The following is a 20,963-nucleotide window of genomic DNA, read 5'->3' on the forward strand; positions in this document are numbered from 1 at the left end:
ATGAAAAAAATGTTGCGCTTTGTCCTTATCCTCATCGTTGCGCTGGGCGTCGCTGGCGGAGCTGGCGTATGGAAAGTTCGCCAGCTGGCGGACAGCAAAATCCTGGTTAAAGACGAAACGATCTTTACCCTGAAAGCGGGAACCGGCCGTCAGGCGCTGGGGGAACAGCTCTATGGCGACAAGATTATCAATCGTCCACGGGTATTCCAGTGGCTATTGCGCGTGGAGCCTGAGCTGTCACATTTCAAAGCCGGTACCTATCGCTTTACGCCGGGAATGACCGTCAGGGAGATGCTACAGCTGCTGGAAAGCGGTAAAGAAGCCCAGTTCCCCCTGCGGTTTGTAGAAGGGATGCGCCTGAGCGATTACCTCAAACAGCTGCGTGATGCGCCTTATATCAAACATACGTTAAAAGACGATAGCTATCAGACGGTGGCTGACGCACTGAAGCTTGAACATCCGGAATGGGTTGAAGGCTGGTTCTGGCCAGACACCTGGATGTACACGGCAGGCACGACCGATGTAGCCATCCTGAAGCGGGCGCACAAAAAAATGGTCGCCGCCGCGGATGCCGCCTGGGAAGGGCGAATGGAAGGGTTGCCTTACAGCGATCAGAATCAGTTTGTGACCATGGCCTCGATTATCGAGAAAGAGACAGCCGTTGCCGCCGAGCGCGATCGGGTAGCGTCAGTATTTATCAACCGTCTGCGCATCGGCATGCGTCTGCAAACCGACCCTACCGTTATCTACGGCATGGGCGAGAGCTATACCGGCAAGATCTCAAGAAAAGATCTGGAGACGCCAACGGCGTATAATACCTACGTGATTAGCGGTTTACCGCCGGGCCCGATCGCCACGCCGAGCGAAGCGTCGCTCAAAGCCGCCGCGCATCCGGCTAAAACACCGTATCTCTATTTTGTGGCTGATGGAAAAGGGGGGCATACCTTTAACACCAACCTTGCCAGCCACAATCGCTCTGTTCAGGACTATCTGAAGGCACTTAAGGAAAAAAATGCGCAGTAAATACATTGTCATTGAGGGACTCGAAGGGGCGGGTAAAACCACCGCCCGCAACGTGGTGGTGGATACGCTCAAAACGCTTGGCGTGGCGGACATGGTATTTACCCGCGAGCCGGGCGGCACGCAGCTGGCTGAAAAGCTGCGCAGCCTGGTGCTGGATATCAAATCCGTCGGCGACGAAGTTATCACTGACAAAGCCGAAGTGCTAATGTTCTACGCGGCGCGCGTTCAGCTGGTTGAGACGGTTATCAAACCTGCTCTGGCCGACGGCAAGTGGGTGATCGGCGACCGTCACGATCTGTCGACTCAGGCGTATCAGGGCGGAGGACGCGGTATCGACCAGACAATGCTGGCCACGCTGCGTAATGCCGTATTGGGTGATTTTCGCCCCGACCTGACGCTCTATCTGGATGTGACGCCGGAAGTGGGCCTCAAGCGTGCCCGCGCGCGCGGCGAGCTGGACCGCATTGAACAAGAGTCGTTTGATTTCTTTAACCGCACCCGTGCGCGCTATCTTGAACTGGCCGCACAGGACAGCTCAATTTGTACCATCGATGCGACGCAGTCTCTGGACGACGTCACGCGTGACATTCAGCATACCATTACGCAATGGGTGCAGGAGCAGCAGGCATGAAATGGTATCCATGGTTGCGCCCACACTTTGAACAGCTGATCGGCAGCTATCAGGCGGGTCGGGGGCATCATGCGTTACTGATTCAGGCATTGCCGGGGATGGGTGATGATGCGTTGATTTATGCCATCACCCGTTTTCTGATGTGTCAGCAGCCGGAAGGGCACAAGAGCTGTGGTAAATGCCGGGGCTGTCAGCTGATGCAGGCGGGCACGCATCCTGACTACTACACCCTTGAGCCTGAAAAAGGCAAAAGCGCGCTCGGTATTGATGCCGTGCGTGAAGTCGGTGAAAAATTGTATGAACACGCGCGACTGGGCGGCGCTAAAGTGGTCTGGCTTAAAGACGCTACGCTGCTCACCGAGGCGGCCGCTAACGCTCTGCTCAAAACCCTGGAAGAGCCGCCGGTAAAAACGTGGTTTTTCCTCTCATGCCGTGACCCGGGACGATTGCTGGCGACGTTGCGCAGCCGTTGTCGTCTTCATCACCTGGCGGTGCCCCAGGAATCGTGGGCGCTGAGCTGGCTTGAGCGTGAGGTGACAACGTCACCTGAGAGCGCGCTGACCGCCTTGCGTCTGAGCAGCGGTGCGCCTGCTGCGGCACTGGCATTACTGCAGCCTGACGTCTGGTCAGAGCGAGAAACGCTCTGCCGGGCCGTCGACGCTTCACTGAACAGTCACGACTGGCTAAGTTTACTGCCTGCGCTTAACAGCGATCGGGCCGTTGAGCGTCTGCACTGGCTGGCCTCCTTGCTGCTGGATGCGCTCAAAATCCAGCAAGGGGCAACGCTTCTGACCAACCCGGATGCGTGGCCGCTGGTAAATACGCTGGCGAACCGCCTTTCAGGAAAGATTCTTCACGCGATGCTCCATGAAATTTGCCAGAGTCGTGAACAGCTTTTAACCGTGACGGGTCTTAATCGCGAGCTTTTACTGACCGACCAGTTACTGCGTATCGAACATTACCTGCAACCCGGCGTCACACCGCCAGTTTCCCATCTCTGAGAGAGACATTATGTTTTTAGTCGACTCACACTGCCATCTTGATGGCCTGGATTATCAATCCCTGCATAAAAACGTGGATGACGTGCTGGCAAAAGCCGCTGCCCGCGATGTGAAATTCTGTCTTGCGGTAGCAACCACGCTGCCGGGCTACCGCTCCATGCGTGAGCTGGTGGGCGTTCGCGATAACGTGGTGTTCTCCTGCGGCGTGCATCCGTTGAATCAGGACGAGGCGTACGACGTTGAGGATCTGCGCCGACTGGCGGCAGAAGAGGGCGTGGTGGCGATGGGTGAGACCGGGCTGGACTATTTTTACACGCCGGAAACCAAACCGCGTCAGCAGGAATCCTTCCGCAACCATATTCGCATTGGCCGGGAGCTGAACAAGCCGGTTATCGTCCACACCCGCGATGCGCGTGCGGATACCCTGGCGATCCTCCGGGAAGAAAACGTGACGGATTGCGGTGGCGTACTACACTGTTTCACAGAAGACAGAGAAACGGCGGGTAAGCTGCTTGATTTAGGGTTTTATATCTCGTTTTCGGGGATCGTGACGTTCCGTAACGCTGAGCAGCTGCGTGATGCTGCACGTTATGTTCCGCTCGATCGCATTCTGGTGGAGACAGATTCTCCGTATCTCGCACCGGTACCGCATCGCGGTAAAGAGAACCAGCCCGCTATGACGAGAGATGTGGCTGAGTACATGGCCGTTCTGAAGGGCGTCAGCATCGACGAGCTGGCCCGCGTGACGACGGAAAACTTCTCCACGCTGTTCCATATCGACCCCGCCCGCCTGCAATCTGTCTGATACACCTGTTTTTTTTAGGCTCGTAATTAATAAGTAAAGCGAGTAAAGTTCACCGCCTCATTTGGGGCGGTGAGGGTGTTTTTAGACACATCCGGACATGCTTTTTGTAAATAACTGAAAGTTTTTCGACCGCCTTAAGCTGAAACGTGATAGCCGTCAAACAAACTCAGAGGGAATTATTTTACTCTGTGTAATAAATAAAGGGCGCTTAGATGTCCTGTCCACGGCACGGTACTCCCCCCGGGCCAATGCGTGAAAGCGTAAAAAAAGCACAAATACTCAGGAGCACTCTCAATTATGTTTAAGAATGCATTTGCTAACCTGCAAAAGGTCGGTAAATCGCTGATGCTGCCAGTATCCGTACTGCCTATCGCAGGTATCCTGCTGGGTGTCGGTTCTGCTAACTTCAGCTGGCTGCCAGCCGTAGTGTCCCACGTGATGGCCGAAGCAGGCGGTTCTGTCTTTGCTAACATGCCACTGATCTTCGCGATCGGTGTGGCTCTGGGCTTCACCAATAACGACGGCGTTTCTGCGCTGGCTGCAGTGGTTGCCTACGGCATCATGGTGAAAACCATGGCTGTGGTTGCGCCGCTGGTTCTGCATTTACCGGCAGAAGAGATCGCCGCGAAACACCTGGCGGACACCGGTGTTCTGGGCGGTATCATCTCCGGTGCGATTGCAGCGTATATGTTTAACCGCTTCTATCGCATCAAGCTGCCTGAGTATCTGGGCTTCTTCGCGGGCAAGCGTTTCGTTCCGATCATCTCTGGTCTGGCAGCGATTTTCACTGGCGTGCTCCTGTCCTTCATCTGGCCGCCAATCGGCTCCGCTATCCAGACCTTCTCTCAGTGGGCTGCTTACCAGAACCCGGTTGTGGCGTTTGGTATCTACGGCTTCATCGAGCGTTGCCTGGTGCCATTTGGTCTGCACCACATCTGGAACGTTCCATTCCAGATGCAGATTGGTGAATTCACCAACGCAGCAGGTCAGGTATTCCACGGTGATATCCCACGTTACATGGCGGGCGACCCAACTGCAGGTAAACTGTCTGGTGGCTTCCTGTTCAAAATGTACGGTCTGCCAGCCGCTGCGATTGCTATCTGGCACTCTGCTAAGCCAGAGAACCGTGCAAAAGTGGGCGGTATCATGATCTCCGCAGCGTTGACCTCGTTCCTGACCGGTATCACCGAGCCGATCGAGTTCTCCTTCATGTTCGTTGCGCCGATCCTGTACGTTATCCACGCGATTCTGGCGGGCCTGGCGTTCCCAATCTGTATTCTGCTGGGTATGCGTGACGGTACGTCCTTCTCTCACGGCCTGATCGACTTCATCGTTCTGTCCGGTAACAGCAGCAAGCTGTGGCTGTTCCCAATCGTGGGTGCGTGCTATGCGGTTGCGTACTACACCATCTTCCGCGTGCTGATTAAAGCACTGGACCTGAAAACCCCAGGCCGTGAAGATGCGACAGAAGACAGCAAAGCAGGCGCTACCAGCGAAATGGCTCCGGCACTGGTCGCAGCGTTCGGTGGTAAAGAGAACATCACTAACCTGGACGCGTGCATCACTCGTCTGCGTGTGAGCGTTGCCGACGTAGCGAAAGTAGACCAGCCGGGTCTGAAAAAACTGGGCGCAGCGGGCGTAGTTGTTGCAGGTTCTGGTGTACAGGCAATCTTCGGTACCAAATCCGATAACCTGAAAACCGAAATGGATGAGTACATCCGCAGCAACTAAGTTGTGACCTGGGGAGACTAAGGCAGCCGAATGGCTGCCTTTTTTATTCCTGCGGTTTATGGTGCCGGGTGGCGGCTGTCACTCAGAAGTCATAGCTCGCGCTCACCGAGACGTTCAGCGGCGCGCCATAAACCACATAAGAGCCGACGTAATCGTAATACTCTTTGTCAAACAGGTTGTTGACGTTCGCCTGAACGGCAAAATCTTTGGTGACCTGATAGCGGCTAAAGAGGTTAACCAGCCCGTAGCTGCCTTGCTCCGCACGGTTGCGGCCAGCCGGAGCGCCATCCACATCCGTCCACACTTTGTTTTGCCAGTTTACGCCACCGCCTACGGTCAGCGCTGGCAGCATTGGCAGCTGATAACGGGTGAACAGTTTCATGGTCGTGCGCGGCTGATCGGCGCTCACCGCGTTGCCGTTCTTATCTTCAGCAATGTAACGAGTCGCGCCGAAGGTCAACTGCCAGCTATCGGTCAACGCGCCGTTCAGCTCGAACTCAATCCCTTTGCTCACTACGCCGTCCAGCGACTGATAGATCGACTCACCGCTCGGCATGTAGGTATACGTGTTGCTTGCTACGTTATCCTGCTCAATGCGGAAAATCGCCAACGAGGTGGTAAGACGGGTATTGAACCAGTCTGCTTTCACACCGGCTTCGTAGCTTTTGCCCGTGGTTGGGTCGAGATAGCGTCCGCTGGTGTTACGCTTGTCCTGCGGCTGGAAGATGGAGGTATAGCTGACGTAGGTCGACCAGTCTTCATTGATGTCGTAGACAAGGCCCGCGTAGGGCGCAACGTCATCTTTAGTGCTTTCCAGACGGGTGTCCGGGGAGCCCGCCGGGTTATAGCGAATATTATAGTTGGTATAACGCGCGCCGAGGATCAGATGCAGCGGGTCAGCCAGCGAGAAGCGGGCGGAGGTATACGCTGAGGACTGGCGGATGTCGTCCTGGCTGTAGAGCTTCCACGGCGTCCACTGCGGATCGGCAATGTTCCCGTTCCAGTTCTTAAAGTTACCCACATCAACCATGCCATAAACCGCGTCAGGCATGGTGTTGTCGTAATGGTTACGCTGACGGCTGAAGCTGCCGCCGAACATCATTTCGTGCTGACGGCCAAAGAGATCGAAACCGCCGCGCAGGAAAGCGTCCACTGCATCCTGTTTACGTTCACCGCGGTTCCAGCCGCCGTAGCCCACCATGCCCGCGCCGGTCTCTTTATCCGGATAACCGGACATATACATCAGCTTAGAGTCGAAGTTGGTTTCAGCATGCATGCCGTTAATGTGCGCTTCCCAGCCGTTGTCGAAACGCTGGGTCAGATTAGCGAAGATGCGGGTGCTGTCCTTGTCCGAGTACGCCCAGTCTGGCGCGACGGTCTGGCTACGATTGTAATCGGTTTTACTTCCGTCGCTGTACCAGGTCGGCAGTCCGCCCCAGGTTGGGTCGGCGGTATGGCTTTCCTGATATTCATATCCCACAGAGAGGGCGGTGCTGTCGGTGATGTCCGCGTCCATCACGCCATAGAGGAATTTTTTTCGGTAGTGGTAGTTATCCTCGAAGCTGTCGTTATCCTGATAACCCGTAATCAGGCGGCCCCGCACCTTACCGGACTCCACCAGCGGCGCCTGCAAATCCAGCACGTAGCGCTGCTTGTCCCAGCTGCCGTAGCTGGCGGAGACGTTACCTTTGAATTCATTACTGTCCGCATGCTTACGTACCATATTAACGTACGCCGCCGGGTTGCCCGTACCGGACATCAGGCCGGTTGCGCCGCGCACCACTTCGATGCGGTCATAAATCGCGGTATCGGCGGCGGTATCACCAAAGTTCCACACCTCGCTGATGGAGGTCGGCAGGTCGTCATAGGCGTAGTTGCTAACGAAGAACCCGCGTGAGTAAAACACGGTACGGTCGCTGTCCTGCACCTGCGCCGTAACGCCCGTGGTGTTAGTTAACACCTGGCCGATGGACTGCAGGTTCTGATCGGCCATGCGCTGCTGGCTGATCACGCTGACGGACTGCGGGATATCGCGGGGAACCAGCAGCAGTTTGGTTCCGGTGGTGGTGGTTTTTACGCTGTAATCCTGAGTCTGGTTTGCGGAAGGATCCTGTGTATTGTCAAAACCTTCGTCTACGATGACGGTATCTTCGGCTGTTGATGCAGCGAAAGCGGCGGCTGGCGTCAATGCCATAGCAATGCAGACTGCCAGCAACGAAGGCGTTGCGACAGGCTGATGTTGCCCATCCCTGGTGTGATTAATGAAAGACATTATCAAACCCTTATGAACGGTGTAGAGGGTATGCGTCAGTCCCGCAGAAACGGGCTGGCGTCGTTTTCTATGTTAAAAATGCGCATGAAAATGCAAATGCGAAATATACGCATTGCTATTAATGCTGTAAACAAATGTGTCGACCGGAATTGAAATAATGTTTCAGCCCGTTGAGGCATACGAGCGGTCACTCTTCACCCAGCTGATGAACATTCAGGAAAGAAATCGAGGGAGGAGGTTGAAAGGACAGGAGAAACTCGCTCATACTCTTGAATTGTGTCACACACCGATCCCCGGAGTGTGTTTACAGCGGACGCATTGCGCCAGATTAAACAAAAAAGGAAAAGGTCATGGCTGAAGAAACGATTTTCAGTAAAATTATCCGCCGCGAAATTCCGTCGGATATCGTCTATCAGGATGAACTGGTGACGGCTTTCCGGGACATTTCCCCTCAGGCCCCGACGCACATCCTTATCATTCCCAATATTCTGATTCCGACTGTAAACGACGTAAAAACCGAGCATGAAGTGGCGTTAGGTCGTATGCTGACGGTGGCCGCGAAAATCGCTGAACAGGAAGGGATTGCAGAAGACGGTTACCGTCTGATCATGAACTGCAACCGTCATGGTGGCCAGGAAGTTTATCATATTCACATGCATCTGCTGGGTGGACGTCCTCTGGGGCCGATGCTGGCACATAAAGGTCTCTGACATGCTTAAAGGGCGTATTGCAGCGCTGGTAATGACGATGATGATTGTGGGGTGCAGCTCGCGTCCGGCAATCCCCGTGAATGATGAACAGACGCTGGTCATGGAATCCTCCGTGCTTGCCGCGGGCATCACGGCGCAACAGCCCGCGTTGACCATCAGTGAAATCAACTCATCTGCCTCCTCTACGCTCTTTAATGAAAGACATGAACCAGTGACGGTTCACTACCGTTTTTTCTGGTATGACGTAAGAGGTCTTGAAATGCATCCGCTGGAGGCGCCGCGCAGCGTCACCATTCCGGCCAGGTCGTCGGTAACGCTCTATGGCAGCGCCAACTATCTGGGTGCACATAAGGTGAGACTTTATCTTTATCTCTGAGGGGTGAACCTTGATTAAAAATTTGAGCCGCTATGCGCTCGTGACAGCTTTCGCTCTGTTTCTCGCAGGGTGTGTGACCCGAACTGAACAGCCTGCGCCTGTGGAAGAGGCTAAACCGGGTACTGAACAGCCGACACCGCCAACGCAGCAGCAGCCAACCGTGCCGTCTGTACCATCTATTCCGGCCCAGCCGGGCCCGATTGAGCATCCGGACCAGACGTCACAGCCCACGCCGCGCGTGCGCCATTACGACTGGAACGGGGCAATGCAGCCGATGGTAGGCAAAATGCTGCAGGCGCAGGGCGTGACGGCGGGCAGCGTGTTGCTGGTCGACAGCGTCAACAACCGTACCAACGGTTCGCTGAACGCGGGTGAAGCGACGGAAACCCTGCGCAATGCTCTGGCTAACAACGGCAAGTTTACGCTGGTCTCGGCTCAGCAGCTCGCGGTAGCCAAACAGCAGCTGGGCCTGTCGCCGCAGGATAGCCTCGGCACACGCAGCAAGGCGATCGGCATCGCCCGTAACGTTGGCGCGCAGTATGTGCTTTACTCTAACGCCACCGGTAACGTGAATACCCCAGCCCTGCAGATGCAGCTGATGCTGGTTCAGACAGGCGAAATTATCTGGTCAGGTAAAGGTGCGGTTACGCAACAATGACGGCACGCGTGAAGAGATTCTGACGCGCTATTTTCCTCAGTATCGCCTTATCGCGCCGCAGGCCCATTCCGGGCTTGGCGGCGCGAGTTGCATTATAGAGCAGGGCGAACACCGTCTGGTCTTGCGGCAAAATCACGATCCCTACGCGCCTGCTTTCCATTTCCGTCGTCAGTTTCGAGCCCTGAGACGTCTTCCGTCAGATCTCGTGCCTGAACCCCGTTTTTTCAGACAGGGCTGGATGGCCGTCGACTATCTGGACGGTGACGTTAAAAGCGCGCTGCCGGACACCCCAGAGCTTGCGGCAATACTGTATCATCTGCACCGGCAGCCACGTCTGGGATGGCGAATTACGTTATTCCCGCTGCTTGAGCACTACTGGCAGCAAGCCCTGCCTGGCAGGCGTACCCCAGTATGGCTGGCACATCTTAAGCGGCTGCGTAAAACGGGCGAGCCGCAGCCGATTCGGCTCGCGCCGCTGCACATGGATGTTCATGCCGGGAATATTGTTCATACGCCAGCGGGCATCAGGCTTATCGACTGGGAGTATGCCGGAGATGGCGATGTGGCGCTGGAGCTGGCGGCAGTCTGGACGGAGAGTGACGCCGCGCGGCAGACGCTCATCAGGGAGTACGCCCGGGTGGCACATATTGACCCCGATGCGCTTACGCGTCAGGTCAGGCGCTGGCGACCCTGGGTCGTCATGCTAATGGCTGGCTGGTTTGAAATGCGCTATCGGCAGTCCAGAGACAAACAATTTATTGCGCTGGCAGACGATGCCTGGCGTCAGTTACAAACTAAAGGATAAGAGAGGTGGATGTGGGTCCAGTCATGTTGGATGTAGAAGGGTTTGAGCTGGATGCGGAGGAGCGTGAAATTCTGGCGCATCCGCTGGTGGGTGGCCTGATCCTGTTTACCCGCAACTATCACGATCCGGCGCAGCTGCGTGAGCTGGTGCGTCAGATCCGCGCCGCGTCGCGCAATCATCTGGTGGTGGCCGTCGATCAGGAAGGCGGACGCGTGCAGCGTTTTCGCGAAGGGTTTACCCGCCTGCCCGCCGCCCAGTCTTTTGCCGCGCTGCTGGGCACGGAAGAGGGTGGAAAACTGGCGCAGGAGGCCGGCTGGCTGATGGCCAGCGAAATGATTGCCATGGATATCGACATCAGCTTTGCCCCGGTGCTGGATGTAGGGCATATCAGCGCTGCCATTGGCGAGCGCTCATACCATGACGATCCGCGTATTGCGCTGGCAGTGGCGACCCGGTTCATCGACGGCATGCACGATGCCGGGATGAAAACCACCGGGAAACACTTCCCGGGGCACGGGGCGGTGACGGCGGATTCTCACAAAGAGACCCCGCGCGATCCGCGCCCGGAAGCGGAGATCCGCGCCAAAGATATGTCGGTTTTCCAGTCGCTTATCACCGATAACAAGCTGGATGCCATTATGCCCGCGCACGTCATTTACAGCGACATCGACCCGCGTCCAGCGAGCGGTTCTCCGCACTGGCTGAAAACCGTTCTGCGTCAGGAACTCGGTTTCAACGGCGTGATTTTCTCTGACGATTTATCAATGGAAGGGGCCGCGATTATGGGCAGCTACGCTGAACGCGGTCAGGCATCGCTGGATGCAGGTTGCGATATGATCCTGGTCTGCAATAATCGTAAAGGTGCCGTTAGCGTGCTGGATAACCTGTCGCCGATCAATGCAGAGCGTGTTACACAATTGTATCATAAAGGTTCATTTAGCCGTCAGGAGCTGATGGATTCGGCGCGCTGGAAGACGGTCAACGCCCGGCTTGAAGACCTGAATGAGCGCTGGCAGGCACATAAAGCCAGCCTGTAAACCCTCCCGGAAGGCGTAGCGTGGTGAGAAGACGATGATCATCTATTTACACGGTTTTGACTCAAACAGTCCTGGTAATCATGAGAAGGTGCTGCAGCTGCAGTTTATCGATCCGGATGTACGGTTGATCAGCTACAGCACGCGCCATCCGAAGCATGATATGCAGCATCTGCTCAAAGAGGTGGATAAGATGCTGCAGCTCAACGTCGACGATCGCCCGTTGATCTGCGGCGTGGGGCTGGGCGGCTACTGGGCGGAGCGTATTGGCTTCCTGTGCGACATTCGCCAGGTGGTGTTCAATCCTAACCTGTTCCCGAACGAGAACATGGAAGGCAAAATTGACCGCCCGGAAGAGTATGTCGATATTGCGACCAAGTGCGTCAGCAATTTTCGTGAGAAAAACCGCGACCGCTGCCTGGCGATCCTTTCCCGTAATGATGAAGCGCTCAACAGCCATCGGGCAGCAGAACTGCTGCATCATTACTATGAGATCGTCTGGGACGAAGAACAGACCCACAAGTTCAAAAACATCTCTCCGCATCTGCAGCGTATCAAAGCGTTTAAAACGCTGGGTTAACTCTATACCCACAGGCATCAAAGCCCGGCCGCGAAAGCGTTCCGGGCTTTCTTTTTGACCAGAATTGTCTACTTTTAAGCCATCAAAACTTGATGCATATCAATTTTGGTATGACCAATGCGCCTGACGTGTTATTCTCAATGCACCTGAATGGTTTCAGTGCTGTAACCTGTTGTTAATTAAGGGTTATTTTTATAACTTTTAATTAACAATTGGTTAATAATTTGAGGGGGTCACGTTGACTACGCCATTGAAAAAGATAGTGATTGTAGGCGGTGGTGCTGGCGGGCTGGAGCTAGCTACACAGCTGGGCAAGAAGCTGGGTCGCGGTAAAAAAGCCAAAATTACGCTGGTGGATCGTAACCACAGCCACCTGTGGAAACCGCTGCTGCACGAAGTGGCGACTGGCTCTCTGGATGAGGGCGTGGACGCGCTCAGCTATCTGGCGCACGCGCGCAACCATCATTTCCAGTTCCAGCTGGGCTCGGTGGTGGACATCAACCGTGAAAGCAAAACCATCACCCTGGCAGAGCTGCGCGATGAAAAAGGGGAGCTGCTGGTTCCCGAACGTAAACTGGCGTACGACACGCTGGTCATGGCGCTGGGCAGTACCTCCAACGATTTCAACACGCCGGGCGTGAAAGAGCACTGTATCTTCCTCGATAACCCGCACCAGGCGCGCCGTTTCCATCAGGAAATGCTGAACCTGTTCCTGAAGTACACCAGCAATATGGGTGCGAACGGTAAGGTGAATATCGCCATTGTCGGCGGCGGCGCGACCGGCGTTGAGCTGTCTGCGGAGCTGCACAATGCGGTGAAACAGCTGCACAGCTACGGTTATAAAGGGTTAACTAACGAAGCGCTGAACGTCACGCTGGTTGAAGCCGGTGAACGCATCCTGCCTGCGCTGCCTCCGCGAATTTCCGGTGCGGCGCACAATGAGCTCACCAAGCTGGGCGTGCGGGTGCTGACGCAAACCATGGTGACCAGCGCCGACGAAGGCGGTCTGCACACCAAAGACGGCGAGTATATTAAAGCAGATCTGATGGTCTGGGCGGCAGGTATCAAAGCGCCTGACTTTATGAAAGAGATCGGCGGTCTGGAAACGAACCGCATTAACCAGCTGGTAACCGAGCCAACGCTGCAAACCACGCGTGACCCTGAAATCTTTGCTATCGGTGACTGTGCCTCCTGCGCGCGTCCTGAAGGTGGATTCGTGCCGCCGCGCGCGCAGGCCGCTCACCAGATGGCAAGCCTGGTGCTGCACAACATTCTGGCGCAGTACAAAGCCAAGCCAATGAAAGCCTATGTCTACAAAGACCACGGTTCACTGGTGTCGCTGTCAAACTTCTCTACCGTCGGCAGCCTGATGGGCAACCTGATGCGCGGCTCAATGATGGTAGAAGGGCGCATTGCCCGCTTCGTGTATATTTCCCTGTACCGTATGCACCAGATTGCGCTGCACGGCTACTTCAAAACCGGGCTGATGATGCTGGTGGGCAGAATCAACCGCGTGATCCGTCCGCGTCTGAAGCTGCACTAATCTTCCACTCCCTCCGGGCCCTCCGGAGGGAGTTTTTAGCATTTCATGCTGTGGATCACAGTTTGACTGCTTAAGAGTTCTCCTAAATACAATATATCTCCTCTCAACGCCCCTTTTTTGATCCTTTATCTTATTGGCGAAGCGTCGCCTCCATTGCAAAATTGTTACCAATAGCAACAAAGGAGGAAGTCCCGTGAATAAATCAATGTTGGCGGGTATAGGGATTGGCGTCGCGGCTGCGTTAGGTGTGGCTGCCGTTGCCAGTCTCAACGTATTAGATCGCGGCCCGCAGTATGCACAGGTGGTTTCTGCTACACCGATTAAAGAAACCGTGAAAACCCCTCGTCAGGAGTGCCGCAACGTCTCCGTGACGCACCGTCGTCCGGTACAGGATGAAAACCGCATTGCCGGTTCTGTTCTGGGTGCGGTAGCGGGTGGCGTGATTGGTCACCAGTTTGGCGGCGGCCGGGGTAAAGACGTGGCGACCGTGGTCGGCGCGCTGGGTGGCGGCTATGCCGGTAACCAGGTGCAGGGCGCGATGCAGGATAATGATACCTACACCACGACTCAGCAACGCTGCAAAACCGTCTATGACAAGTCGGAAAAAATGCTGGGCTATGACGTGACGTACAAAATTGGCGATCAGCAGGGCAAAATCCGCATGGATAAAGACCCGGGCACGCAAATTCCACTGGATGGAAATGGCCAGCTGGTTCTGAATAACAAAGTGTAAAAAAGATGTTCTCTGAATTTAGCTCCTCATGCGCTCAGGCTGAGGAGCTTTTTTTTTGCATCAGATTTTCAATAGCTCAGGCCACAGCCGCAGCGTGGTTTCGCTAATATGCTGCAGTTTTTCCAGCGTGGCCCCTTCACGGGCGCTGATCGACATCCCCTGCAAAATACAGCTCAGGTATTGCGCCAGTAGCTGAGGGTTGCATTGCGCGGGGATTTCACCGCGCTGCTGGCGCTGAGCCAGAAATGCGCTGAGCGTCTCCTCCTGCATGGCATGCCGCGATTTCACCGTATTGGCAATCTCTTTAGAGGACGCCGCAAGGGTGGCAGAGGTGTTAATCATAAAGCAGCCCGCAGGCGTCTCTTTACTGGTGAAACAGGTCGCGACGGCGGTGAAATAGTCGCGAAGCGCCTGTTCAACGCTTTTCTCTTCACAGAACAGCTGGGCTTCGTGTTTCGCCGCAAAGCGCGAAATGTATCTGTCCAGTACCGCCCTGAACAGCCCCTCTTTATTGGTAAATTCGGCATACAGCGTCGGCGCTTTGGCTCCGGTGGCTTCTACCAGATCGGAAAGCGAGGTTGCTTCATACCCATGTTGCCAGAAGAGAGTCATGGCCTTATCAAGCGCTGCATCCCTGTCAAACACTTTTGGTCGGCCACGGCTTTTCTTCGCACAACTCGTGACATCGGTTGTCATTTGCCGGTGGTCCTCTGTTGGTTTGGTGAATGACCATTATAAAAATAAACGCAACCCACCACCAGTGCAGAATGCTTAAAAATAAATTAATCATATATGTATGAAAAATAACAATTTTAAAATTAAGTTAACGCTCGTTATAAAATTATGTTGACGCGTGACCTGGATCACATTTATGATTTACCTATCGATCGTTAACTAAATGATTAGCGACCTCCAAATTCATCTGCTAAAGGTAAACATCATGAAAAACGTAAAAACCCTCATCGCTGCCGCTGTCCTGAGTTCACTCTCTTTCGCAAGCTTTGCTGCTGTACAAGTGCAATCTACGCCTGTTGACCAGCATAAAGTCGGGACAATCTCTGCTTCTGCCGGTACTAACCTGGGTTCCCTGGAAGATCAGCTGGCACAAAAAGCGCAAGAGATGGGTGCAAAATCTTACCGCATCACCTCCGTGACCGGTCCTAACACCCTGCACGGCACGGCTGTCATCTACAAATAAGCCGGGCATAAACCCTCATTTATGCCACTGCAATAAAAAACGCCCTGCTCAGCAGGGCGTTTTTTTATTTCTGAGTTACATCGACTGCTGGACGACGTCGTGATGCCGGGTGACATCGGTCGGCATGCCTGACCGCGCTTCCATCGCGCGCTCCATCACCACGCTATTGGTATTGGCATTCGTTTTGAAGCTCACCATCGCGGCATTCAGGTTAATGGGCAGCGTCTGCGGATCGTCGCCAATGTTTTTCGATAACGGCTGATGAATCTCAACCAGCCGCACGCCGCCGGGCTCTTCTGAAACTTTAATCGGCGTATTGATAATATTCACTTTGGTTCCCGGCGTAACGACGTTAAACAGCGTTTTGATATCGTCATCGCGCAGACGAATACAGCCGGAGCTGACGCGCATGCCGATGCCAAAGTCCGCATTCGTTCCGTGCAGCAGGTAGACGCCGCCGTATGCCGCCAGGCGGATTGCGTGGTGCCCCATCGGGTTATCCGGGCCTGCCGGCACCACGGCAGGAAGATCGATCCCCTGGGCCTTATAGCGGGCACGAATGTTGGCAGTCGGGGTCCAGGTTGGATTCGCGCGTTTATCTGAGACGGTGGTGACCATCGTCGGCGTCAGCGTGTCGCCGCCCAGCTGACCAATACCGATAGGGTAGACGGTCACTTCGTTTTTACCCGGCGGGTAATAGTACAGGCGCAGCTCGGCGAGGTTTATCACCATCCCCTCGCGCGGGGCGTCCGGCAGGATAGTCTGTAACGGGATGGTCAGTACGCTGCCCGCGCGCGGGACGTAAGGATCGACGCCGGGGTTCGCCTGCAGCAGGGCCAGAAAACCGACGTTATATTTTTTGGCAATCGCTTCCAGAGAACCACCGTTGTTTTCAACCACATGAAAGCGGTTTTCACCCACCACCTTGCTGCCGGGAAGGGGAAGGGGCCAGGTGTTTGCCCGAGCGGGAAGCGCAACCGCAATGGTGGCTGCCAGCGCAAACAGGGTCATCCAGCGAGTAAAACGCGAAGAGGTCATCATCACCATAATCCATGTAAATGATAAGGTTATTGTTTTATAAGGCGTTAAACATAATTATGGCGAATGGGTGTGTCGGGAAGATCGGGTGAAGTGCAAAGAGTTTGTAAATTGTCCCCCCGTAGCGCTGGGCTAACAGGGGGAAGGGAGGTTATGCGATCGCGTTCTCTTCCAGCTGGCGCATAAAGTTACGCACCCAGTCCATACGGGTTTTGCGCTCCGTCAGCTCCTGGGTAAATTTCAGACGGGTTGGGCCATCAAGACGGAAATGCTGCGGCTGTTTTTGCAGCAGGCCGATCAGCCACATCGGGTTGACGTGATTCTTCTCGGCGAATTCAATCACGCCGCCTTTTTCATTGCCTTCGAGCTTGCGGATCCCCAGCTTTTGCGCCTGCTGGCGCAGTCTCGCGATGTCCAGCAAATTTCTCGCCGCATCGGGCAGCAGACCAAAGCGATCGATCAGCTCAACCTTGATCTCTTCCAGCTCGTTCTCCTTCTTCGCGCTAGCGATGCGTTTGTAGAATGAGAGGCGGGTATTCACGTCCGGAATGAAATCGTCCGGCAGCAGAGAAGGCATGCGCAGCTCGACCTCGGTCTGCTGGCTGGTGAGATCTTCCAGCGACGGCTCGCGCCCGGCCTTCAGGGCATCGACCGCGTTCTCCAGCAGTTCCATATAGAGCGAGAAGCCGATGGTTTCCATGGAGCCGCTCTGGTCTTCACCCAGCAGCTCGCCGGCACCGCGGATCTCAAGATCGTGCGTGGCCAGCGCAAAGCCTGCGCCGAGGTCTTCCAGCGAGGCGATGGCTTCCAGGCGCTTTTGCGCGTCGGTGGTCATCGCTTTCGGATGCGGCGTCAGCAGCCAGGCGTACGCCTGATGGTGCGAACGCCCGACGCGGCCGCGCAGCTGGTGAAGCTGCGCCAGACCAAAGTGATCCGCGCGTTCAATGATGATGGTGTTCGCCGTTGGAATGTCGATCCCGGTCTCAATGATGGTGGTGCACACCAGCACGTTAAAGCGCTGGTGGTGGAAGTCGTTCATTACCCGTTCCAGCTCGCGCTCGCGCATCTGCCCGTGACCGATAGCAATGCGCGCTTCCGGTACCAGCTCCGCCAGCCTGTCTGCCGCTTTCTGGATATTTTCCACGTCGTTGTAGAGGTAGTAGACCTGTCCCCCACGAAGCACTTCACGCAGAATGGCCTCACGCACCACCAGATTATCGTACTCGCGGACAAAGGTTTTCACCGCCAGACGGCGCGCCGGCGGCGTGGCGATAATCGACAGATCGCGCATGCCGCTCATCGCCATGTTCAGGGTTCGCGGGATTGGCGTTGCGGTTAAGGTGAGGATATCGACGTCGGCGCGCATCGCTTTGATGCGTTCTTTATGACGCACCCCGAAGCGGTGCTCTTCGTCGACGATCAGCAGCCCCAGATCTTTCCACTTCACGTCGCTTTGCAGCAGCTTGTGGGTGCCGATCAGAATATCAATTTTGCCTTCGCTTGCCTGTTCGAGGATCTGGGTCTGCTCTTTAGTACTGCGAAAACGCGACAGCATCTCGATACGTACCGGCCAGTTGGCGAAACGGTCGCGGAAGTTGTCGAAGTGCTGCTGAGCGAGCAGGGTAGTCGGCACCAGCACCGCAACCTGCTTGTTGTTTTCGACCGCAAGGAAGGCGGCGCGCATCGCCACTTCGGTTTTACCGAAGCCGACGTCGCCGCAGACTAAGCGGTCCATGGCCAGCGGCTGGCACATGTCGCTCAGCACGGCGTTGATGGCCTGGGCCTGATCCGGCGTGGTTTCAAACGGGAAGCTGTCGCAGAACAGCTGGTACTGTTCTTTATCATGCTTAAAGGCGAAGCCCTGTTTGGCCGCGCGCTGGGCGTAGATATCCAGCAGCTCGGCCGCCACGTCGCGCACTTTTTCCGCCGCCTTCTGGCGCGCGCGCGCCCAGGCATCGCCGCCCAGCTTGTGCAGCGGCGCATTGTCTTCGGCACCGCCCGCGTAGCGGCTGATCAGATGCAGGGACGATACCGGGACATACAGTTTGGCGTCGTTAGCGTAGGTCAGCATCAGGTATTCACCTTTGATGCCGCCCGCTTCCAGCGTGGTCATCCCCTGATAGCGCCCAACGCCATGTTCCAGGTGGACAATCGGCTGGCCAGGATGCAGCTCGGCCAGGTTACGGATCAGCGTGTCCGGGTTGATGGTCCGACGGCTGTCCTGACGGCGACGCGCGACGCGCTCACCCAGCAGGTCGCTTTCGCAAATCAGCGCCAGGTTGTTGAGCGTGTCGATGAACCCGTGCTCGGCGGCGCCAATCATCAGGTAACGACCGTTTCCGGTCGCTTCGCTCAGACGCAGGATGCGCTTCGGCGCCACCTTAATGCGTCCCAGCAGCTCGCCTAAAGCTTCACGGCGGCCTTCACTCTCAACGGAGAACACCACCGGGCCGGTAAAGGACTCCAGGAACTTGCGCAGATTATCCAGCGGGGATTTCTGCTGCGCCTGAACGGCCAGGTCCGGCAGCGTCCGGAAGGCGAGGTTGGTGTTGGCGGCCTTATCGGCAAGCGAATCGGTTTTCAGCTGCATGCGCGGCCAGCGCTTCAGCTCGGCGTTGAGCTCGTCGGTGCGCAGCCACAGCGCTTCCGGCGGCAGCAGCGGACGCATCGGGTCAACGCCACGGTTTTCAAAACGGGCGCGGGTTTCGCTTTCAAAGCGGCTGGCGCTGGCGTCGATATCCCCGGTGTTAACAATCAGCGTGTTCGCCGGGAAGTAGCTGAACAGGGCAGGCAGCGGCTCGTTGAAGAACAGCGGCTGCCAGTATTCGATCCCGGCAGGAAGCGTGCCTTTACTGACCTGCTGATAAATATGTTCCGCGTCGCGCTTCACCTCGAACTTATCGCGCCACTGGCTGCGGAACAGTTCGATAGCGGTTTTGTCCGTGGGGAACTCATGCGCGGGCAGCAGGTTGATGGACTCCACTTCTTCCAGCGTGCGCTGCGTGTCGGCGTCGAACACGCGCAGGCTGTCGATTTCATCATCGAAAAAGTCCAGACGATACGGCTGGTCGCTGCCCATTGGATAAAGGTCGAGCAGCGCGCCACGGGTGGCGTATTCCCCGTGCTCCATCACCTGGTCGACGTGGCGATAGCCGGCACCGTCAAGCTGCGCGCGCAGGGCATCACGGGACAGGCGCTGGCCTTTTTTCATCACCAGCGCGTGACCGTGCAGATAGCTGTGCGGACAGACGCGCTGCATCAGGGTATTTACCGGCACAATCAGCACGCCGCGCTGCATGGTCGGGAGTTGATAGAGCGTCAACAGGCGCGATGAGATAATCTCCTGATGCGGAGAGAAGCTGTCATACGGCAGCGTCTCCCAGTCGGCCAGGCTGAACACCAGGCTATCGGTGAACTGGCGAATTTCATCGTGCAGGCGCAGGGCGTTTTGCATATCCGGGGCAACCAGAATCACCGGGCCTGGATGACGCTCGGCGATTTCCGCCACCAGCGTGGCGCACGCCGCGCCCGTGAGTTCACCCAGCTGGCGCTGGTCGCCCGCTTTGACAGGTAATGAATAACGATAGTTTTCAGGCATGGCTATGTCAGAGTCTCTTATGGATATACCAACAGTATTGGGGCATATCACTGATACGCAATGTCTTTATTATCCTCGATCGTTTTACATAAGCAAATCGTAACCGCACGGCAGGGCTAAACGCCCCCGAAACGGGGGCGGAGAGGGCATTAACGCGTTGAAGGTGACAGGGGCAGCGTAGACGGAGGAGAGAAGAAAACGTCCCCAAACAGCGCGGTAGAGATTTTACGCACCCCGAGCCCGGCAAGGGTACAGATAAGCAGGCTGACAAACGGGTAGACCAGAATTAAGCCCAGCTCGGCCCAGACCGGCCAGTATGCGGCATTCATCTCGCCAATCAGGAACAGGCTAAAGGCCTCAATCAGGATACGGTGGGTGGTATAAATCGCAATGGTGTTTGAGCCAATCACGTTCAGCAGATTGTTCGGGTGAACGGCATAGCGCTGCTCGAGGCTGTAGAACAGCTTCATGATCAGCACAATCGACAGCAATGAGAGCAGCAGCGGAACGTTAGCAAACCACAGCACCACCGAGACGGCGGCGAAAGCGCCGGTTGCCAGCCAGATGCGGCGCAGGTTGACGCTTTTCATCCACGCCATCAGCTCTGCGCCATACCACGCCCCGAGGCTGTAGTAGATCATGTTGCGTACCACGCTGTTCATTCCCCACCACGGCAGCGGCAGGAAGTTAATCGCGATGCTTGCCAGCGCCAGCAGTGCCAGTACCGGCAGCTTCCAGCGGCTCAGCAGTTTACACAGCGTGAAGTAGACCACCAGAGCATACAGATACCACAGGCTGGTGCTGGCGGTGATCATCCCCAGCACAAAGCCTGAGAAAGAGTCGGCGTAGGCCGCGTTCGACGAGGTGGCAAGCTCACGCTCGGGTGCCAGCCAGGCGTTCAGGTGGATCAACGCCTGCCATTGCAGAACGCCCCACAGCGCCAGAACCCAGACAATGCTCCAGATCCGTTTGTCGAGACTGGTTCGCCAGTCCACCTCGTCAATATAACGACGGATCAGATAGCCGGAGATAAAGAAGAAGACCGGCATACGAAACGGTGCGAGATAGAGGTTAAAATAGACCCAGCATTTGGCGAGAAGGCCGGAGAGCGGGTGTTGCAGCCCAATCAGATGCGGATAAAACGTGATAACCGAATGGTAGATAACCACCAGGCAGATACACAGCCCTTTTATCTGGTTAATCCATAATGCTTTTTGCTTCATTGTT

Annotated in this window: 19 protein-coding genes; 14 read left to right on the plus strand and 5 right to left on the minus strand. The window is 55.9% G+C overall.

The window, feature by feature from the left end; translation table 11 throughout:
• From yceG to ptsG, 5 genes are all read left to right on the plus strand, one after another.
• The gene (gene yceG / locus AC2TE5_RS08515) at nucleotides 1-1,023 is read left to right on the plus strand and encodes a cell division protein YceG (protein WP_484613023.1); all 1,023 of its coding nucleotides are present in this window, start codon (nucleotides 1-3) and stop codon (nucleotides 1,021-1,023) included.
• A complete protein-coding gene (gene tmk / locus AC2TE5_RS08520; RefSeq protein ID WP_484613024.1) occupies nucleotides 1,013-1,654 on the plus strand; it encodes a dTMP kinase in 642 nt (213 codons plus the stop codon). Before yceG ends, tmk begins: the two co-directional genes overlap by 11 nt.
• A complete protein-coding gene (gene holB, locus AC2TE5_RS08525) occupies nucleotides 1,651-2,655 on the plus strand; it encodes a DNA polymerase III subunit delta' (RefSeq protein WP_213328248.1) in 1,005 nt (334 codons plus the stop codon). Before tmk ends, holB begins: the two co-directional genes overlap by 4 nt.
• Before the next feature lie 10 nt (nucleotides 2,656-2,665).
• Entirely contained in the window at nucleotides 2,666-3,460 is a 795-nt protein-coding gene (locus tag AC2TE5_RS08530) for a metal-dependent hydrolase (RefSeq protein ID WP_029739870.1), read from the plus strand.
• A gap of 297 nt (nucleotides 3,461-3,757) precedes the next feature.
• Nucleotides 3,758-5,191: a PTS glucose transporter subunit IIBC gene (gene ptsG, locus AC2TE5_RS08535; protein WP_484613025.1), complete on the plus strand. Its 1,434-nt coding sequence runs from the start codon at nucleotides 3,758-3,760 to the stop codon at nucleotides 5,189-5,191.
• An 82-nt stretch (nucleotides 5,192-5,273) separates the two neighbouring features.
• On the opposite strand, the gene fhuE is transcribed toward ptsG, so the two are convergent.
• The gene (gene fhuE / locus AC2TE5_RS08540) at nucleotides 5,274-7,463 is read right to left on the minus strand and encodes a ferric-rhodotorulic acid/ferric-coprogen receptor FhuE (RefSeq protein ID WP_484613026.1); all 2,190 of its coding nucleotides are present in this window, start codon (nucleotides 7,461-7,463) and stop codon (nucleotides 5,274-5,276) included.
• 350 nt (nucleotides 7,464-7,813) lie between these two features.
• Here fhuE and hinT point away from each other — a divergent pair, with 350 nt between their 5' ends.
• From hinT to AC2TE5_RS08580, 8 genes are all read left to right on the plus strand, one after another.
• Nucleotides 7,814-8,173 (plus strand): purine nucleoside phosphoramidase, encoded by a 360-nt coding sequence (gene hinT / locus AC2TE5_RS08545; protein WP_006809243.1) that lies wholly within the window; start codon nucleotides 7,814-7,816, stop codon nucleotides 8,171-8,173.
• Between the two features lies 1 nt (nucleotide 8,174).
• A complete protein-coding gene (locus AC2TE5_RS08550; RefSeq protein ID WP_063144624.1) occupies nucleotides 8,175-8,549 on the plus strand; it encodes a YcfL family putative periplasmic lipoprotein in 375 nt (124 codons plus the stop codon).
• Between the two features lie 13 nt (nucleotides 8,550-8,562).
• A complete protein-coding gene (gene lpoB / locus AC2TE5_RS08555; protein ID WP_103791505.1) occupies nucleotides 8,563-9,207 on the plus strand; it encodes a penicillin-binding protein activator LpoB in 645 nt (214 codons plus the stop codon).
• Entirely contained in the window at nucleotides 9,188-10,012 is an 825-nt protein-coding gene (gene thiK / locus AC2TE5_RS08560) for a thiamine kinase (RefSeq protein WP_484613027.1), read from the plus strand. The genes lpoB and thiK overlap by 20 nt, the downstream gene beginning before the upstream one ends.
• An 11-nt stretch (nucleotides 10,013-10,023) precedes the next feature.
• Nucleotides 10,024-11,049, plus strand: coding sequence for a beta-N-acetylhexosaminidase (gene nagZ / locus AC2TE5_RS08565; RefSeq protein WP_484613321.1), 1,026 nt, complete (start codon nucleotides 10,024-10,026; stop codon nucleotides 11,047-11,049).
• 34 nt (nucleotides 11,050-11,083) lie between these two features.
• On the plus strand, nucleotides 11,084-11,626 hold the full coding sequence (ycfP, locus tag AC2TE5_RS08570) for an alpha/beta hydrolase YcfP (RefSeq protein WP_047650880.1): 543 nt from the start codon (nucleotides 11,084-11,086) through the stop codon (nucleotides 11,624-11,626).
• Between the two features lie 238 nt (nucleotides 11,627-11,864).
• Nucleotides 11,865-13,169 carry an NAD(P)/FAD-dependent oxidoreductase gene (locus tag AC2TE5_RS08575; protein WP_213328245.1) on the plus strand — a complete coding sequence of 435 codons (1,305 nt, stop codon included), beginning with the start codon at nucleotides 11,865-11,867 and terminating at the stop codon, nucleotides 13,167-13,169.
• A gap of 193 nt (nucleotides 13,170-13,362) precedes the next feature.
• Nucleotides 13,363-13,902: a glycine zipper 2TM domain-containing protein gene (locus AC2TE5_RS08580; RefSeq protein WP_008500779.1), complete on the plus strand. Its 540-nt coding sequence runs from the start codon at nucleotides 13,363-13,365 to the stop codon at nucleotides 13,900-13,902.
• 60 nt (nucleotides 13,903-13,962) lie between these two features.
• Here the strand turns inward: AC2TE5_RS08580 and AC2TE5_RS08585 are convergent, their stop codons facing one another.
• The gene (locus tag AC2TE5_RS08585; RefSeq protein ID WP_029739866.1) at nucleotides 13,963-14,598 is read right to left on the minus strand and encodes a TetR/AcrR family transcriptional regulator; all 636 of its coding nucleotides are present in this window, start codon (nucleotides 14,596-14,598) and stop codon (nucleotides 13,963-13,965) included.
• A gap of 244 nt (nucleotides 14,599-14,842) precedes the next feature.
• Here AC2TE5_RS08585 and bhsA point away from each other — a divergent pair, with 244 nt between their 5' ends.
• Nucleotides 14,843-15,100 (plus strand): multiple stress resistance protein BhsA, encoded by a 258-nt coding sequence (gene bhsA, locus AC2TE5_RS08590; RefSeq protein WP_008500777.1) that lies wholly within the window; start codon nucleotides 14,843-14,845, stop codon nucleotides 15,098-15,100.
• Between the two features lie 75 nt (nucleotides 15,101-15,175).
• Here the strand turns inward: bhsA and ldtC are convergent, their stop codons facing one another.
• The 3 genes from ldtC to AC2TE5_RS08605 form a co-directional block, all read right to left on the minus strand.
• Entirely contained in the window at nucleotides 15,176-16,141 is a 966-nt protein-coding gene (gene ldtC / locus AC2TE5_RS08595) for a L,D-transpeptidase LdtC (RefSeq protein ID WP_484613028.1), read from the minus strand.
• Nucleotides 16,142-16,289: 148 nt separating this feature from the next.
• Nucleotides 16,290-19,736 carry a transcription-repair coupling factor gene (gene mfd, locus AC2TE5_RS08600; protein WP_484613029.1) on the minus strand — a complete coding sequence of 1,149 codons (3,447 nt, stop codon included), beginning with the start codon at nucleotides 19,734-19,736 and terminating at the stop codon, nucleotides 16,290-16,292.
• A gap of 149 nt (nucleotides 19,737-19,885) precedes the next feature.
• Nucleotides 19,886-20,959 carry an acyltransferase family protein gene (locus tag AC2TE5_RS08605; RefSeq protein ID WP_484613030.1) on the minus strand — a complete coding sequence of 358 codons (1,074 nt, stop codon included), beginning with the start codon at nucleotides 20,957-20,959 and terminating at the stop codon, nucleotides 19,886-19,888.
• Between the last annotated feature and the right edge of the window lie 4 nt (nucleotides 20,960-20,963).

The sequence above is a fragment of the Enterobacter sp. N5-15 genome, assembly GCF_057221635.1.

Excerpts from the sequence above, each read along its gene's own strand:
- yceG (WP_484613023.1), top strand. The coding sequence starts at position 1 with ATGAAAAAAATGTTGCGCTTTGTCCTTATCCTCATCGTTGCGCTGGGC.
- tmk (WP_484613024.1), top strand. The coding sequence starts at position 1,013 with ATGCGCAGTAAATACATTGTCATTGAGGGACTCGAAGGGGCGGGTAAA.
- holB (WP_213328248.1), top strand. The coding sequence starts at position 1,651 with ATGAAATGGTATCCATGGTTGCGCCCACACTTTGAACAGCTGATCGGC.
- AC2TE5_RS08530 (WP_029739870.1), top strand. The coding sequence starts at position 2,666 with ATGTTTTTAGTCGACTCACACTGCCATCTTGATGGCCTGGATTATCAA.
- ptsG (WP_484613025.1), top strand. The coding sequence starts at position 3,758 with ATGTTTAAGAATGCATTTGCTAACCTGCAAAAGGTCGGTAAATCGCTG.
- fhuE (WP_484613026.1), bottom strand. The coding sequence starts at position 7,463 with ATGTCTTTCATTAATCACACCAGGGATGGGCAACATCAGCCTGTCGCA.
- hinT (WP_006809243.1), top strand. The coding sequence starts at position 7,814 with ATGGCTGAAGAAACGATTTTCAGTAAAATTATCCGCCGCGAAATTCCG.
- AC2TE5_RS08550 (WP_063144624.1), top strand. The coding sequence starts at position 8,175 with ATGCTTAAAGGGCGTATTGCAGCGCTGGTAATGACGATGATGATTGTG.
- ycfP (WP_047650880.1), top strand. The coding sequence starts at position 11,084 with ATGATCATCTATTTACACGGTTTTGACTCAAACAGTCCTGGTAATCAT.
- AC2TE5_RS08585 (WP_029739866.1), bottom strand. The coding sequence starts at position 14,598 with ATGACAACCGATGTCACGAGTTGTGCGAAGAAAAGCCGTGGCCGACCA.
- bhsA (WP_008500777.1), top strand. The coding sequence starts at position 14,843 with ATGAAAAACGTAAAAACCCTCATCGCTGCCGCTGTCCTGAGTTCACTC.
- ldtC (WP_484613028.1), bottom strand. The coding sequence starts at position 16,141 with ATGATGACCTCTTCGCGTTTTACTCGCTGGATGACCCTGTTTGCGCTG.
- mfd (WP_484613029.1), bottom strand. The coding sequence starts at position 19,736 with ATGCCTGAAAACTATCGTTATTCATTACCTGTCAAAGCGGGCGACCAG.
- AC2TE5_RS08605 (WP_484613030.1), bottom strand. The coding sequence starts at position 20,959 with ATGAAGCAAAAAGCATTATGGATTAACCAGATAAAAGGGCTGTGTATC.